14 protein-coding genes, 1 tRNA gene and 1 pseudogene are annotated in these 15366 nt (G+C 54.3%); 5 read left to right on the forward strand and 11 right to left on the reverse strand.

Annotated features, from left to right (window positions below):
* Window positions 1–25 precede the first annotated feature (25 nt).
* From OGY35_RS03595 to OGY35_RS03610, 4 genes are read right to left on the reverse strand one after another with little or no spacing between them, the layout of a single operon-like run.
* Window positions 26–745 carry an ABC transporter ATP-binding protein gene (locus OGY35_RS03595; protein ID WP_286631440.1) on the reverse strand — a complete coding sequence of 240 codons (720 nt, stop codon included), beginning with the start codon at window positions 743–745 and terminating at the stop codon, window positions 26–28.
* The gene (locus tag OGY35_RS03600) at window positions 738–1505 is read right to left on the reverse strand and encodes an ABC transporter ATP-binding protein (protein ID WP_286631441.1); all 768 of its coding nucleotides are present in this window, start codon (window positions 1503–1505) and stop codon (window positions 738–740) included. The genes OGY35_RS03595 and OGY35_RS03600 overlap by 8 nt, the downstream gene beginning before the upstream one ends.
* On the reverse strand, window positions 1502–2608 hold the full coding sequence (locus OGY35_RS03605) for a branched-chain amino acid ABC transporter permease (protein ID WP_286631442.1): 1107 nt from the start codon (window positions 2606–2608) through the stop codon (window positions 1502–1504). Before OGY35_RS03605 ends, OGY35_RS03600 begins: the two co-directional genes overlap by 4 nt.
* Window positions 2609–2618: 10 nt before the next feature.
* Window positions 2619–3569, reverse strand: a complete 951-nt coding sequence (locus OGY35_RS03610) for a branched-chain amino acid ABC transporter permease (RefSeq protein WP_286631443.1) — start codon at window positions 3567–3569, stop codon at window positions 2619–2621.
* 171 nt (window positions 3570–3740) lie between these two features.
* Here OGY35_RS03610 and OGY35_RS03615 point away from each other — a divergent pair, with 171 nt between their 5' ends.
* Both OGY35_RS03615 and OGY35_RS03620 read left to right on the forward strand, forming a co-directional pair.
* On the forward strand, window positions 3741–4673 hold the full coding sequence (locus tag OGY35_RS03615; protein WP_286631444.1) for a LysR substrate-binding domain-containing protein: 933 nt from the start codon (window positions 3741–3743) through the stop codon (window positions 4671–4673).
* Between the two features lie 101 nt (window positions 4674–4774).
* A pseudogene (locus OGY35_RS03620) lies at window positions 4775–4954 on the forward strand (ABC transporter permease); the annotation flags it as partial.
* Between the two features lie 838 nt (window positions 4955–5792).
* Here the strand turns inward: OGY35_RS03620 and OGY35_RS03625 are convergent.
* Window positions 5793–5868, reverse strand: a tRNA-Phe gene (locus tag OGY35_RS03625).
* A gap of 169 nt (window positions 5869–6037) precedes the next feature.
* Here OGY35_RS03625 and OGY35_RS03630 point away from each other — a divergent pair.
* Entirely contained in the window at window positions 6038–6883 is an 846-nt protein-coding gene (locus OGY35_RS03630; RefSeq protein ID WP_178825096.1) for an AraC family transcriptional regulator, read from the forward strand.
* A gap of 37 nt (window positions 6884–6920) precedes the next feature.
* Window positions 6921–7511 (forward strand): LysE family translocator, encoded by a 591-nt coding sequence (locus tag OGY35_RS03635; protein WP_152401616.1) that lies wholly within the window; start codon window positions 6921–6923, stop codon window positions 7509–7511.
* Here the strand turns inward: OGY35_RS03635 and OGY35_RS03640 are convergent.
* The 5 genes from OGY35_RS03640 to aspA all read right to left on the reverse strand — a co-directional run bounded on the left by OGY35_RS03640 (window position 7508) and on the right by aspA (window position 13119).
* Window positions 7508–8083 (reverse strand): transcriptional regulator, encoded by a 576-nt coding sequence (locus OGY35_RS03640; RefSeq protein WP_152401619.1) that lies wholly within the window; start codon window positions 8081–8083, stop codon window positions 7508–7510. The two genes, OGY35_RS03635 and OGY35_RS03640, sit on opposite strands and share 4 nt — an antisense overlap.
* A gap of 35 nt (window positions 8084–8118) precedes the next feature.
* Window positions 8119–9825 (reverse strand): protein-disulfide reductase DsbD, encoded by a 1707-nt coding sequence (locus OGY35_RS03645; RefSeq protein ID WP_286631445.1) that lies wholly within the window; start codon window positions 9823–9825, stop codon window positions 8119–8121.
* The gene (gene cutA / locus OGY35_RS03650; RefSeq protein WP_152401624.1) at window positions 9801–10148 is read right to left on the reverse strand and encodes a divalent cation tolerance protein CutA; all 348 of its coding nucleotides are present in this window, start codon (window positions 10146–10148) and stop codon (window positions 9801–9803) included. Before cutA ends, OGY35_RS03645 begins: the two co-directional genes overlap by 25 nt.
* Window positions 10149–10266: 118 nt before the next feature.
* Window positions 10267–11568, reverse strand: coding sequence for an anaerobic C4-dicarboxylate transporter DcuA (dcuA, locus tag OGY35_RS03655; protein ID WP_046494335.1), 1302 nt, complete (start codon window positions 11566–11568; stop codon window positions 10267–10269).
* A gap of 114 nt (window positions 11569–11682) precedes the next feature.
* Entirely contained in the window at window positions 11683–13119 is a 1437-nt protein-coding gene (gene aspA / locus OGY35_RS03660; protein ID WP_042321348.1) for an aspartate ammonia-lyase, read from the reverse strand.
* A gap of 340 nt (window positions 13120–13459) precedes the next feature.
* On the opposite strand from aspA, the gene OGY35_RS03665 reads away from it, so the two are divergent.
* Window positions 13460–13936, forward strand: a complete 477-nt coding sequence (locus OGY35_RS03665; protein ID WP_286631446.1) for an FxsA family protein — start codon at window positions 13460–13462, stop codon at window positions 13934–13936.
* A gap of 73 nt (window positions 13937–14009) precedes the next feature.
* Here the strand turns inward: OGY35_RS03665 and yjeH are convergent, their stop codons facing one another.
* Window positions 14010–15260 (reverse strand): L-methionine/branched-chain amino acid transporter, encoded by a 1251-nt coding sequence (gene yjeH, locus OGY35_RS03670; RefSeq protein WP_286631447.1) that lies wholly within the window; start codon window positions 15258–15260, stop codon window positions 14010–14012.
* Window positions 15261–15366: the final 106 nt, after the last annotated feature.

The following is a 15366-nucleotide window of genomic DNA, read 5'->3' on the forward strand; positions in this document are numbered from 1 at the left end:
TTTTTCCCTGCTGTTGGTGAGTGTGTTAAACAGGCATTTCGCCCAAATAAATCTGTGCAATTTGATCGTCATTAAGCATTGCTTTCGACTCGCCGTGATGCACAATGCTGCCGCTGTCCATCACCCAGGCGCTGTCGGTTACTTCCAGCGCCAGTCGGGCGTTTTGTTCAATGAGCAGCAGGGCGACGCCGCGTGTGCGCAGCCCGGCGATCACGGTAAAAATGTTTTCCACCATCCTGGGGGCTAGCCCCATAGACGGCTCGTCGAGGATCAGTAAACGCGGGCGGCTCAGCAGGGCGCGGTTGAGCGCCAACAGCTGCTGTTCGCCGCCAGAGAGCAGTCCTGCAAGCTGGTGCTGGCGTTCGCCAAGACGCGGGAAACGCTCAAAAATCTCTGCCATTTCGCGCTTAACGCTGGCGGTGTCACGCCTTAACCATGCCCCCATCTGCAAATTTTCAAGCACCGTCATGCGGGCAAAGATGCCGCGACCTTCCGGCACCATCACCAGCCCGTTGCGCAGCAGCGTCTCCGGTTTCTGTTTGCGTACGGCTTTACCATTGAATTCAATGTTGCCGTTAAAACTTTCCAGCCCGCTGATGGCGCGCACGGTGGAACTTTTACCCGCGCCGTTGGCGCCAATCAGCGTGGCCTGTTCACCCTCATGCAGGGTAAAGGAGATATCGCGAACGGCCTGAATACCGCCGTAATGCACATCCAGGCGTTCCACCTTCAGTAACTCAGACATGCTTATTGCCTCCAAGCCAGGCTGCGATAACTGCCGGATCGCGACGCACGGTATCCGGCGTGCCGCAGGCCAGCGTTTTGCCGTAATCGAGTACCGTCAGGCGATCGCAGATGTTCATCACCAGCTTGACGTCGTGCTCGATCATCAGCAGGGTTTTGCCATCTTCACGAATACGGATTAACAGCTCACCAAGCGCGACCTTCTCGGCGGCATTCATCCCCGCAGCAGGTTCGTCAAGCGCCAGAAGCAGCGGATCTGTAGCCAGCGCGCGGGCGATCTCAAGACGACGCTGGTGGCCGTAGGCCAGATCGCAGGCGCGGTAATGGGCAAACTTTGCAATGCCGGTGTACTCCAGCCAGCGCCAGGCCTGTTCGCGGGTTTGCGCTTCTTCCTCACGGGCGCGCTTATGACGGCTCAGTGCAGCCCATAGCCCATTACGGGTGCGAACGTGGCGACCGACCATCACGTTTTCCAGCACCGACATCTCGTTGAACAGACGCACGTTTTGAAAAGTGCGTGCAATCCCGGCGGCGGTCACTTTCTCTATCTGTTTTGGGTAATAGGGTTGGTCTGCAATAAAAAATTCCCCCCTGTCTGCCGGGTAAAGTCCGGTAATCAGGTTAAAACAGGTGGTTTTTCCGGCTCCGTTGGGGCCGATCAGACCGTAGATCTCGCCTTTATTAATGGAAAGCGAAACATCGTCCACGGCGGTCAGGCCGCCAAAGCGTTTGGACATATTGCTCACGGTTAACAGGCTCATGCTTTCACCTCTTTGTGGCGAACCGGCCAGATACCGGATGGGCGAACCAGCATGACCAGCACCAGTGCAAGGCCGTAGAAGAGCTGACGCAAAATTTCTGGGTCAATCAGTACCGTGCCGAACAACATCTGTTGAACAGGGGCCGCCTGGCTACGGAGCAGTTCCGGCAGGGCGGTCAGGAGCACCGCACCGAGGATTACGCCGGGGATATGGCCCATACCGCCCAGCACCACCATCGCCAGCACGGCAATGGACTCTTGCAGGGTGAAGGATTCCGGGGAGACAAATCCCTGAAACGTGCCAAACAGCGCGCCAGCGACGCCGCCAAACGAGGCGCCCATAGCAAAAGCCAGCAGCTTATAGTTGCGCACGTTAATGCCCATCGCACGGGCCACGTCTTCGTCTTCACGAATCGCGTGCCAGGCGCGACCGATACGTGAATGTTGCAGGCGCAGGCAGACAAAAATGATCGCCACAATGACCAACATCAGCAGGTAGTACCACAGCCACAATGCGGGCACTTTAAAGCCTATCCAGTGATAAACACCGCTGAACTTCAGGCCAAAGAGGTTAAGCGTATCCACGCCGGTAATGCCTTTGGCGCCGTTGGTGATATTCACCGGGCGATCGAGGTTGCGCATCAGAATGCGGATAATCTCGCCAAAGCCCAGCGTAACAATTGCCAGATAATCCCCGCGCAGCTTCAGTGTCGGTGCGCCAAGCAAAATGCCGCATACGGCAGCGACCAGTGCCGCAGCCGGAACGATCAGCAGATACGAGGTATGTAGCCCGTCCGGGAACCAGACGGCGAGGATGGGGAACACCTCAGACAGATGAGGAGAGGCCAGCAGAGCGGCCAGATAAGCCCCAACGGCATAAAAGGCAATAAACCCCATATCCAGCAGGCCGGTATAGCCCACGACGATATTGAGCCCCAGCGCCAGCATGATGTAGAGCAGGGCGAAATCGATCACGCGGACCCAGTAGTTACCGCCAAGCTGGCTGGCAACGACAGGAGCAATCAGCAATGCGATACAGAACAAGGTCATGCCTGACCAGAATTTGCGCGTTGTGGCCGGAGCTTGCAGTTGTACGGTTGTCATTGATTTTCCCTTACGCTCTGTGCGCCACGCGCTCGCCCAGCAAACCTGCCGGACGGAATACCAGCACCAGGATCAGCACGATGAAGGCAAACACGTCCTGGTAATTACTGCCAAAGACGCCGTTAGTGAGCTCACCGAGATAGCCCGCACCAAGCGCTTCTATGACACCCAGTAAAATCCCGCCGATCATCGCGCCGCGAATATTGCCAATGCCGCCAAGCACGGCGGCGGTGAACGCTTTTATTCCGGGTAGAAAGCCCATTGAGAAGCTGGCGTTACCGTAGTTGCTTGCCATCATCACACCGGCCAGCGCCGCAAAAATGCCGCCGATAGCAAACGTCAGGGTGATGATGGCGTTTGGGTTAACGCCCATCAGCGTGGCGACCCGCGGATTCTCTGCCACTGCGCGCATGCCTCGCCCGAGGCGAGTGTATTCAACCAGCAGCCACAGACCGGTCATGACCGCCAGTGCCAGCCCGACGGTGACAATGCCGGTGAGAGTGATAATCGCGGGTGGGTGAGTTTCGCTTCCGGAGGTCACGGCGATCGGGTTCATCGACAGGATCTGCGGGAACATCAGCGGATTGCGGGTCCAGACGATCATCGCCATGGTTTGCAGTAATACGGAAACGCCGATACCGGAGATCAGCGGAGCCAGCCGTGGGGCGTTACGCAGCCTGCGATAGGCGAAACGTTCAACCGCCATCGCCAGCAGGGCGCAGACGGCCATCGCGATGAGTAGCGCTACACCGAGTTGCAGTAACTGCGGCATAGCAGGGAAGGTATGATTCAGGACGTTGATGGCGGAGAGCGTAGTAAGCGCGCCAACCATCAGGATATCGCCGTGAGCAAAGTTAATAATACGCAAAATACCATACACCATGGTATAGCCCAGCGCGATCAGCGCGTAGATGCTGCCCAGCATCACACCGTTTATCAGTTGTTGTATGAGTGTGTCCAACGTTTGTACCCGACAGATTGCTCTTTCAGTGGGTACCATCTAATAATTGAATAAAATTGTAAAATACACATATATTATTTCTTATGATAAACAGATTTTTTTATATCTTAATGATTAATAAGATTATTTTGTTAATCACAAAACAAGGTTATAGCCTAAAGAAATCAATATATGAATAAAACAGAACAATTGACGACATTGCCCTCCTTTGCGGAGAGTCGCCTTGCCAACGATCCTCCGCTACGGGCGGTGCGTGCCTTTGAAGCCATTGCCCGATTAGGAAGCGTGACCCAGGCCGCGAAAGAGCTGGCGATTTCGCCCTCTGCGGTTAGCCATCAGCTCAAATTACTTGAAGGGTATCTGCAAATCGCGCTCACCGAACGGCATGGACGACGACTGGCGCTGAGCCAGCAAGGGCGTGAATATTATCGTTCGATCCGTGCGGCGTTTAACGTTTTGCGTCAGGCGACGGAGCATCTGGTGGAGCAGGAGCAGGCCCGGCAGGTAACGATTAGCCTGATTCCTCTTTTTGGGATGGGGTGGTTTATTCCTCGCCTGCCGATGTTTACGCGCGCGAATCCGCATACTGAGATTAACGTGGTGTATGCCAATCACCGCAACTATCTGAGTGACGCTTCAGATATGTCGATCCGCTTCGGAGATGGCAACTGGACGGGATACCAGAGTGAAAAACTGATTTCCGGGCGCATGGTACCGGTATGCAGCAAGGCGTTTTTGCGACTGCATGGTCATATTGATACCCCGGAGCAACTGATGCAGATGCCGCTGCTGCATGATGAAGAACGAACCACCTGGCATCAATGGTTTATTCAGCAGGGCGTGAAGCGTTCCCCGCCGCGCTGCGGCCCCTTGTTTGAGGACGGTCTGCTCACGCTGGCGGGCGTACAGGCAGGACTGGGATGCGCCCTGATGCGCGAGCCCCTCATTATGCCGTACCTGGACAAAGGCGAGCTGGTGAAGATTTTTGATCTGCCAATAGATGACGGGCGCGACTACTATTTGTGCGTTCGCCAGGATAATGAGATGACGCAGGATGGCAAGCTATTACAGAACTGGTTAAGGCGCGAAGCGTCTGCCGTATAATGATGTCACTGCATATGAAGAGAATAAGGAGGCGGCATCATGAAATGCCGTTTTCAGCGCAGCGTTTCATCGCCTCTATTCCCACTCCATCAGCAGACGACTTGCCGCAGGCCTCGCCAGGGATTATTGCTGCCAGTATTTTTGTCTTCCTCGAATCGCTGGATAAGTTTACCGGTACCTTTTCTGTCGGCGTGCCGGATATCACTACGCTACCGCGGCTACTGTATAACGCCAGTATGTCGGGTAACTATCAGGTATTGTCCATTACCGCCCTGATTCTGTCTGGTTAATCAGTTCAATGCGAATCGTGCGCCGTCAGCACGCCCGTGATCGTCAACGAGCGTACCCGATATTGTCCGCTGCACTCTGGTCGCCAGGCGAGTTCCTGCATATAGCTAACCCGACCGGCCACATCGTAATGTCATCCAGTCATGCATAACATCATGCAGCGTTCCATTAATGAGTCGGGAATGACATTCAACCTTCTCAAGTGTCATTCCAGTCCTTTGTAAGGTACGTACAGAGCGGCTATTTGGATTGACCCCACTCCGGTAGGTGTTTCTGGCACATAAGCGACAGTCAGCCTGAATATTGTTAAGAACAGGAAAGTGTCAGTCCTGAATTTCTGCTCAGCAGTAAGCACTGCAGAGATATAAACTCCGCCATTAACCTCGCTTGCCGGAGGCTTAACAGTGGCGGGGAGTCAGTTGGTTGAAGGAGGGGGTCATAACCGATTTTATTGAGAACCGTGAACAAGGTCGGGAATCCTTCCCGGCGTTGTGAGGGGGCGAGCAAGCCAGGCGGCGCGGTAGTGTTTTGCATAGATCAGAATCGAAGGGATGACGCTTTCGTTCCCCAGACCGGACAAAGACCGGATTCGGCCTTGCTGTGATGAATCCATCAGCCAGGCATACAAGTTGGAGATCGTGTTTATTGGCCGTTTGAAGCCGAACAGGCAACGACATCGGGACCGGAAGGGCAGGGAGCCGCTAAAGGGAAATGCTCAGGTGGGATTCAAGAGATAAAGCAGTGACACCTGTGGCTAAGACGACCAGATATCTACCGGAAGGAACCTCAGAAAGCAAAAAACCAGCCCTTAGGCTGGTTTCTTTAAATGAGTGGTGCCCGGACTCGGAATCGAACCAAGGACACGGGGATTTTCAATCCCCTGCTCTACCGACTGAGCTATCCGGGCAACGGGGCGCATTAAACCGTAATCATGCCTGACAGTCAACCAAATTTAGGGGAAAGCTGTTCAACTGCTTAAGTTTGCGGCAATCTGTGCGTTTCTGCATTCAGTTTGCACAAATATTCCAGACAGACGCGTTCTGAACAGGCAATGCTGACAGCGAGAGGAGGGCAGTATGGCAAACGACTGGCTTGAGCTGCGACAACATGCCGATACCGGTATTGAAACAATCAAAGCCCATTTTGAAGGGCATGCGTTCGATCCGCACTGGCACGACAGCTATCTGGTCGGCATTACCCTTTCCGGCACGCAGCAATTTCACTGTCGGCGTGAACGTCACCGCAGCCAGCCTGGTGATGCTTTTTTACTGGAACCGGGGGAGATTCACGATGGCGATGCGCCGGTGGCCGGAGGGTTTACCTATCTCACCTTTTATCTGGATGAACAGTGGCTGACAAAAACGTTGCAGGGCCTTTATGACACCACGCCGGACCGCTATTCCCTGCATTTTAGCCGCACGTTGTCGCGTGAGCCGCAATTGGTGCGTGCCATCGGCGAAACGTTTAGCGCCTTGCATACCGAAGAGATGCGCATTGTACAGCAAAGCACGATGGATAATCTGCTTTCGCAACTCACCACCCATTGCCACTGGCGAAAGCGTCTTCCTTCACAGATACAGAGCGCAGCGATAGCCCATCGCGCCCGTGATTATCTGCATGCGCATATGGGCGACAATATTGGCCTTTCCGATCTGGCGCGCGAAACCGGAACGGACCGTTTTACGCTGACGCGCAGCTTTAAACGCGAGTTTCACCTGGCGCCGCACGCGTGGCTGATTCAGCTTCGGCTGGCAAAGGCACGCCAGATGTTGGGGAAGGGTGCGCTGCCGGTCGATGTGGCGGCGGCGCTGGGGTTCGCCGATCAAAGCCACCTTGGGCGCTGGTTCCAGCGTGCGTATCGCATTTCGCCTGCGCACTACCGTCGTTTGTGCACAAACCTTCCAGACGGTAACAGGAAATAAGGTCACAGTCAGAACTCAACTAAAAAGGAGTCTGCCTGTGAGTATCGCGCCATTTTTGCTGTTTGCGTTTGTTGCCTCTATCACCCCCGGTCCCACCAATATCCTCATCCTGGCGAACAGCCAGCATCATGGTGTGAAAGCGACGCTGCCTGCGTTGATCAGTGGCTGTGTGGCGGCGAGTATGATTGTGTTGATTTCAGGTGCCGGGGCAGGGGAAATACTGCGTCAGTATCCGCTGGTGCGACAGGTGATGAGTTGGGGGGGCGTGGCGTGGTTAAGCTGGATGAGCTGGCAATTATATAGCGCCCCGGCCGCGAATTTGTCCGCAAAGCAATCTCATCGTTTTACCGCGCGGGCGGCGGCGCTTTTGCAGGTGGTGAATCCGAAAACGTGGATGATGGCGCTGGCGGTGGTGAGCCTGTTTGCGCCGACGGGGAGTCATGCGCTGCGCGATATTGCGTTCATGGCGCTGTGGTTTTTGCTGATCTCTATCGGATGCCTTCTGTGTTGGGCGTGGCTGGGGAAGGCAGTGAACAGGGTGTTTCGCACCACCGTGGCGATGGTGCGTTTTCAGCGTCTGATGGCGCTGTGCCTGCTGATTTCAGCGTGGGCGGGAGGGCTGGCTTAGGTCAGCGCGCCACCCTGACGGCACTGGGCAAAGCGCAGAATATCTTCCGCCAGACGATGCGCTGTCTCTACATCCGCATGGCTGCGATTGACCAGCATGCGGCTCAGACAGCCTTCCAGCACCAGTTCCATCTGTTTAGCAACCATCGCCGGATCGTCAATCTCCAGCGTGGTCAGCAGTTCGTGGGTAAAATCGTGCGCCGCGCTTTTCTGCTGATCCGCCAGTTGATGAATGGGGTGTGATGGATCGGGATAAAACGTACAGGCGGCGATAAACAGGCAACCCGGGTAGCGATTATTACTCACGCATTCTGCCAGCGCATTGTAGCGGGCCAGCAGCTTTTGTTCAGCACTCAGGGAGTCATCAAGCAACAGCTGGCGACGCCAGATATCCACCTGCTGGCTGAGATAGCGCAGCGCGTCATACAAAATAGCCTCTTTGTCCGGCCAGAAACGCTGCATTTCGTCGAGCGGATAATCAACGCGCTCAGCCACCATTTCCAGCGTGGTGTTCGCAATCCCATGGATCTCGAGTAATTTTAGGGCTTCTCCCAGGACATCTTCACGTTGCACGGTCATTCCTCCGTCTTTACCTCTGAAAGTGTCGCTCACGGTTGGCGATCGTGCAAATGCGCACTAAACGTCGCCGCATCCATAAAGCCCGTTACCCGTACCTGCGGGTGCTCCTGACCTTGTGCGTCAAAGAACAGGATGGTTGGCAGTCCTAATACCTGCAAATGCTTCAGCAGCGCCACATCCTGCGCGTTATTGGCGGTGACGTTAGCCTGTAACAGCACCGTATCGCCCAGCGCCTGCTTTACCTGCGGATGGCTGAAGGTGTACTTTTCAAACTCTTTACAGGCTACACACCAGTCGGCGTACAGGTCCAGCATAACCGGTTTGCCTTTCGCCTCGACCAGCGCCTGATTGAGTTCCTCAACGCTTGCCACCGGTTTGAAGTCCAGATGCGCCTGCGCCTGCGTCACCGTTGTGCCAAACGCCCAGTCCTGGAGCGGACGTACGCTGACCAGTGCCGCCGCCAACAGAATTATCTGTACGAGGCGCATCCAGCCACGTGTTGCTTGCAGACTGGTGATAAACGCCCAGCCAAAGAAGGCCACGCCCAGCAGCGACCACAGGCGTAAACCCCACGTATCACCGATGATGCGCTCCAGCAAAAAAACCGGCAGCGCGAGGATAACAAAGCCAAACGCCGTTTTGACCTGCGCCATCCACGGTCCGCTTTTTGGCAGCAGACGGTTACCAAAAACGGTGACCAGCATCAGCGGCAGCCCCATTCCCAGCGCGTAGAGGTACAGCGTACCGCCGCCGAGCCACAGGTTCCCGCTCTGGGCGATGTACAGCAAGATGGCGCTGAGCGGCGCGGTCGTACACGGCGAACAAATCAGCCCGGCAATCGCGCCCATAGCAAAAACGCCACCCGCGGAACCGCCCTGCTGACGGTTACTCATCAGCGTGAGGCGTGTTTGCAGCGACGAGGGCAGTTGCAGGGTGAACAGGCCGAACATCGACAGGGCAAGCAGGGTAAAGACCACTGCCAGACCGATTAAGACATAGGGATGCTGAAGGGCGGCCTGGAATTGCAATCCGGCGGCGGCCACCACCAGACCCAGAGCGGTATAGGTCAGCGCCATTCCCTGCACATAGATGAATGTCAGTAGCAGTGCGCGTCCGGTAGAAAGACGCTGTTTACCGCCAAGTACGATGCCGGAAATCAGTGGATACATCGGCAGCACGCAGGGGGTAAAGGCGATGCCAATGCCGATCAGCAGCGCCCACAGGGCGGAAAAGGGAAGTTGCGCTGGCGCGTTTTCCGGTTGCGGCGGCTGTGCCGCTGCTGGTGTAGCCGGTTTCGGATCCACACTGGCGATCACCGCGCTTAACGGCACGGTTTTGCTTTCCGGCGGATAGCAAAAACCCGCGTCGGCACAGCCCTGATACGTTACCGTTAGCGTCGCGCCAGATTGCGCCTGGTTGATGGTCACCGGGATCGTGAGCGTATTGCGATAAATTTCGCTTTTACCGTAGAACTCATCTTCATGCCAGACGCCCGCCGGCAGAGTGACTTCCGCGATTTCTGCCTGAGCAGGGGTAATACTGATCTGCTTGCGATACAGGTAATACCCGTCTTTCACCTGCCAGGTGAGATTCAGATCGTGTTGGTTTTGCTGAAAGTCAAAGGCAAAGGCCTGGTCAGCAGGGACAAAATTCGAGCGACCCGGCGCGTCGAAAAGTCCGGCAAAAGTTGATGTGCTGCAAAGAAGCAGGATCAGCGTAAGGATGCGTTGAGCCATGAGAGGTAATCACTGTCTCCATGAGTAACGGGTAAAACCAGAAGTTCGGGCGTTTGATACGGGTGATGAGACTTCAGGCAGTCGAGTAAGGCATCCTGATGTATCACCGAGGTTTTTAAGATCATCTGGACTTCGTATTCCTGCTCCAGTTTCCCCTCCCAGTAATACAGCGAGGTTGCACCGGGAATAATCGTGGCACAGGCCGCCAGTTTTTCTGCCAGCACTTTGGCTGCCAGATCCTGGGCTGTGGCTTCATCCGGCGCGGTGCAGAGCACAACAACGGCATCGGGGAGGGAGATATCCTGACGACTAACATCATGCATAAACACCTCGAATGAACAGAATGACCCGCAAAAGAGTGGTCACTATACAACGGACGAGGAAAGGATGTTAGACAAAGGGAGGGAAATGCGGGGCGCGAACACGCCCCGCAGGTAACACTTACAGCATGAAGCTGCCCAACAGGAAGCCGAAGCAGACCGCCAGTACCACACCCAGCGTACCAGGGATGAAGAACGGGTGGTTAAAGACGAATTTACCGATACGTGTTGTCCCGGTGTCATCCATCTGTACCGCCGCAACCAGCGTTGGATAAGTTGGCAGAATGAACAGACCAGAAACCGCAGCGAAAGAGGCAACGGCAGTCAGCGGAGAAACGTTCAGCGCCAGCGCCATCGGCATCAGTGCTTTAGCGGTTGCTGCCTGAGAGTACAGCAGCGCAGAAGCAAAGAAGAAGATCACCGCCAGCAGCCACGGGTGGCCCTGAATCACTTCACCTGCAGTGTCTTTGATCCAGTCAATATTGTGAGAGACGAAAGTATCACCCAGCCATGCAACACCCAGGATACAAATACAGGCGCTCATACCGGCTTTGAAGGTGCTGGAGTTGAGGATAGCGTCAGTTTCCACTTTGCACAGGATAGTGGTCAGCGTCGCGACGCTCAGCATGATGATCAGGATAGCGTTAGTGGTGTTCATCAGCGGTTTCTCAACCAGACCGAGGCTCGGGCTGTTGACGATCGCATAAACGACTACGCACACTACGCCCAGCAGGAACATCCAGACGGAGTTTTTCGCCATCGGTTTGATTTCAACCTGCTTCTCACCGCGCAGTTCAACCAAACCTTCTTCCAGACGCTTGCGGTACACCGGATCGTCAGAGAGTTTGGAGTTGAACAGCATGGTCACCAGGAAAGACATTACCAACACTGCCAACAGCGTGGACGGAATGACCACGGACAGCAGGTGGATGTAGCTAATGCCATGACCTTCCATCACTGAAGACATGTAAACGACCGCTGCGGAGATTGGCGATGCAGTGATCGCAATCTGAGCGGACACCACGGCGGTAGAGAGCGGACGGCAAGGCTTGATGCCCTGTTCCTTCGCAACTTCAGCAATAACCGGCAGCGTTGCCAGGGAGATGTTCCCGGTACCTGCAAAGATAGTCAGGAAATAGGTCACGATCGGTGCAAGGATCGTGATGTATTTCGGGTTCCGACGCAGCAGTTTTTCTGTCTGGTTAACCAGATAGTCCAGACCGCCCGCAACCTGCATCGCGGAGATAGCAGCAATGACCGCCATAATGATGGAAATGACATCGAACGGGATATTACCCGGTTTCACGCCGATAGCGGCAAGAACCAGAACACCCAGTCCACCTGCAAATCCAATCCCGATGCCCCCAAGTCTGGCACCCAAAAAGATTGCCAGCAAAACAATGATAAGTTCGACAACTATCATATTAGCCTTCCTTGTTGTTTAACAAGTTGATATTAAATTGTTGTTATTTAGTAACTTCTTATAAGAAAAAAGGCACGTCATCTGACGTGCCCTCCTTGGTACTACCCTGTACGATTACTGTTCACTTTCATCAGTATAACGTTTTGCTTTGTAAGCCGGGTGCATCAGGTTCTGTGCGGAGAAAATATCGTCCAGCTCAGCTTCAGTCAACAGACCGCGCTCCAGCACCACTTCACGTACGCTCTTACCGGTTTCGGCGCAAATCTTACCAACGATGTCGCCGTTGTGGTGGCCGATGAACGGGTTGAGGTAAGTGACGATACCGATAGAGTTGTAGACATATCCTTCGCACACTTCTTTGTTAGCGGTGATACCGTTAACACATTTCTCCAGCAGGTTGTAGCAGGCGTTGCTGAGGATGTGAATGGATTCAAACATCGCCTGACCAATCACGGGTTCCATCACGTTCAGCTGCAACTGACCGGCTTCAGACGCCATGGTGACGGTGATGTCGTTACCGATGACTTTGAAGCACACCTGGTTGACGACTTCCGGTACGACCGGGTTAACTTTCGCCGGCATGATAGAAGAACCCGCCTGCAGTTCCGGCAGGTTGATCTCGTTCAGGCCAGCACGTGGGCCAGAGGAGAGCAAGCGCAGGTCGTTACAGATTTTAGACATCTTCACAGCCAGGCGCTTCAGGGCACCGTGTACCATAACGTAAGCGCCGCAGTCAGAGGTCGCTTCGATCAGGTCTTCAGCCGGAACGCAGGCAAAACCGGTCACTTCAGCCAGTTTCTGTACGGCCAGCGGAGAGTACTCTTTCGGAGTATTCAGACCAGTACCGATAGCCGTTGCGCCGAGGTTAACCTCCAGCAGCAGTTCAGCGGTACGTTCGATGTTTTTCACTTCTTCTTTCAGCAGTACGCTGAAAGCGCGGAATTCCTGACCCAGGGTCATCGGAACCGCATCCTGCAACTGGGTACGACCCATTTTCAGGATGTCCTGGAACTCGACAGCTTTACGCTCGAAGCCTTCACGCAGTTGGTTGATGGCGTCGACCAGTTTAACGATAGAAGCGTAAACGGCGATGCGGAAACCGGTTGGGTAAGCGTCGTTAGTAGACTGACATTTGTTCACGTGGTCGTTCGGGTTCAGGTACTGATATTCACCTTTCTGGTGACCCATCAGCTCCAGCCCGATATTGGCCAGCACTTCGTTGGTATTCATGTTGACGGAGGTGCCTGCACCGCCCTGGTAAACGTCTACCGGGAACTGGTCCATGCATTTGCCGTTATTCAGGACTTCATCACATGCGGCAATGATGGCATTCGCTACACTCTTAGGAATGGTCTGCAACTCTTTGTTTGCCAGCGCAGCTGCCTTCTTAACCATTACCATGCCGCGCACAAACTCAGGGATGTCACTGATTTTGTTATTGCTGATGTAGAAGTTTTCAATCGCTCTCAGAGTGTGAACACCATAGTAGGCTTCGGCTGGAACTTCCCTGGTACCCAACAGATCTTCTTCGATACGAATGTTGTTTAACATGTGAACCTTCTTTATTTAAAGCTGCCAATGAATGCACTAAACACACAGAATATATGTGGTTTCGATTGTTTCTTGACCGACGATTATCCCCTACATCGGTCTGGTCAACGAGATCATATTCTGCTCCAGAAATTGTGCCGTAATCTGGATCACTTTAAGTGTGGTAAATTACTCCTTAATTATTATTTTGTGAAATAGGTCACCGCTTTAGGATTAACTCTAAAAATAAGTGCGTAAACAGCTTGAAATTTTGTGAACTACCCTTACATCCGACTAATGCGAATCGCAACTATTTTCGGGCCGACGTGCGCATCACGGCGGTCGTTTGAGGAGAAACCTTTTGCGCTGGATACCGTTACTTGCAGTCTTTCTCTATGTTTATATTGAGATTTCTATCTTCATCCAGGTCGCCCATGTGATGGGTGTACTGATGACGCTCATCCTGGTGATTTTTACCTCAGTCATTGGGATGTCGCTGGTACGTAATCAGGGATTTAAGAACTTTTTGTTGATGCAGCAGAAAATGGCGGCAGGAGAGAGCCCTGCTGAAGAGATGATTAAGAGTGTTTCGCTGATCATCGCGGGCCTGTTGCTGTTGCTGCCAGGCTTTTTCACCGACTTCCTCGGTCTTCTCCTTTTACTACCGCCTGTGCAGAAGCACCTGACGATGAAGCTGCTGCCGCATTTGCGTTTTTCCCGGATGCCGGGTGGCGGCTTTAGCGCCGGAACGGGCGGTGGCGACACCTTTGACGGCGAGTTCCAGCGCAAAGACGACGAGCGTGACCATATCGAACATAAAGACGATCGTCGCGACTGATGACATCTAAAGACATTGTAGACTTGTCGGCCCGGTAAGCATAAACGCCACCGGGCTCTTGCGTTTATCCGGTCTATCCCTGATGTTCAGCCATCTTCCGTTTCGGCAAAAACAGCCACAGGATTGCCAGCATAATCAGCGCATACAGACTCTTCCAGCCGACCATCGCCAACAAAAGAAGGCATAATAATCCACCCACCATCGCCAGCGCGCGATACCGACCTTTCAACAAGCGACAGCCTGCCAGCATGCACAACAGATAGATCATAATAAAGATGCCGTTCGCGTAGACGATGAGCGCATCGAGATTGATCGCCAACGCATAGATGCACAGCGTACTGACTACGCAACAGCCCAGCACGGCATTGAGCGCATTGCGCGGAATATGGCGGTGAGAGAGGCGGGCAAGATAATGGTCTGGTTTGTACTGCGCCTGTGACCACACCAGACGGGCAAAACTCTGTATATAAATGTTGAGACTGGCAAAACAGGCCAGATAACCGATCACACAGGCTACCCACAACGCCTGAACGCCAAACAGTTGCACCACGATTTTCGGCAACGAGGCCGCTGCCGCCATCGTTTCGCCATAGGCGTCAAAGTGCAGAACGACAACGGTGCAGGCCCAGTAGACCGAACCGGCCAGCAGCAGACCAATCATCAGCGCACGCGGGAAATCCCGTTCGGGATCCTTGAATTCAGAGGCCAGATGGGCGAACGCTTCCAGACCGACGAAACACCAGAACATCACCGACAGCGCGGAGAACAGCCCTGACATCTCAATATCGCCTGGCGCAGGGAAAGGAATTTCTGTCGGTTTGAGGTTGCCGGCCCACCAGATGGCGACAATCAGTGCCACAATCAGACCCGCAATCACCGTTTGCAGGTTTGCACTGGAGCTGGCCCCGCGTGAGCCGATGAACCACACCAGCGCCAGGGTGCCGAGCTCGGCCAGCAACAGTTGCCCGTCGTGCCAGCCAAACATCGCCTGACCAAACCCGGCAGCAATGTGCAGCGCCGCGGGAAGCCCAACGGGGATAACGGACAGAAACAGCCAGCCGGTGACCCGTTCGAGATGTGGGCCAAATGCCATACCGACGAAATGGGCGACGCCGCCTGCGCTGGGATAGTGGCGGCCTAACAGGGCAAAAACAATCGCAACGGGAAACACCAGAACAATCAAAACGGGCCAGGCCCACAGGCTGTTATTACCTGCCACCAGTGCCGCCAGGGCCGGGACGGCAAACACGCCTGTCCCTAATAATGATGTCGACAACAGGCCAATGCCCTGAGCCAGTCCAAGCTCTTGTTTCAGTCCACTCATGAGTTGTTATCCGTTTGCGCCTGGATTCCAGGCAACTGCGCAGGTTTTCGATGTTATCACAATCAGATTTGCTTATGACGCCAGCGATTAAATAGGCGAGAAATGT

The sequence above is a fragment of the Citrobacter sp. Ct235 genome, from assembly GCF_030332305.1.
GTDB classification, from domain to species: domain Bacteria; phylum Pseudomonadota; class Gammaproteobacteria; order Enterobacterales; family Enterobacteriaceae; genus Citrobacter_A; species Citrobacter_A telavivensis.

Coding starts and splice junctions, on each gene's coding strand:
- OGY35_RS03595 (WP_286631440.1), bottom strand. CDS start 745: ATGTCTGAGTTACTGAAGGTGGAACGCCTGGATGTGCATTACGGCGGT.
- OGY35_RS03645 (WP_286631445.1), bottom strand. CDS start 9,825: ATGGCTCAACGCATCCTTACGCTGATCCTGCTTCTTTGCAGCACATCA.
- OGY35_RS03605 (WP_286631442.1), bottom strand. CDS start 2,608: ATGACAACCGTACAACTGCAAGCTCCGGCCACAACGCGCAAATTCTGG.
- dcuA (WP_046494335.1), bottom strand. CDS start 11,568: ATGATAGTTGTCGAACTTATCATTGTTTTGCTGGCAATCTTTTTGGGT.
- OGY35_RS03600 (WP_286631441.1), bottom strand. CDS start 1,505: ATGAGCCTGTTAACCGTGAGCAATATGTCCAAACGCTTTGGCGGCCTG.
- OGY35_RS03615 (WP_286631444.1), top strand. CDS start 3,741: ATGAATAAAACAGAACAATTGACGACATTGCCCTCCTTTGCGGAGAGT.
- cutA (WP_152401624.1), bottom strand. CDS start 10,148: ATGCATGATGTTAGTCGTCAGGATATCTCCCTCCCCGATGCCGTTGTT.
- OGY35_RS03630 (WP_178825096.1), top strand. CDS start 6,038: ATGGCAAACGACTGGCTTGAGCTGCGACAACATGCCGATACCGGTATT.
- yjeH (WP_286631447.1), bottom strand. CDS start 15,260: ATGAGTGGACTGAAACAAGAGCTTGGACTGGCTCAGGGCATTGGCCTG.
- aspA (WP_042321348.1), bottom strand. CDS start 13,119: ATGTTAAACAACATTCGTATCGAAGAAGATCTGTTGGGTACCAGGGAA.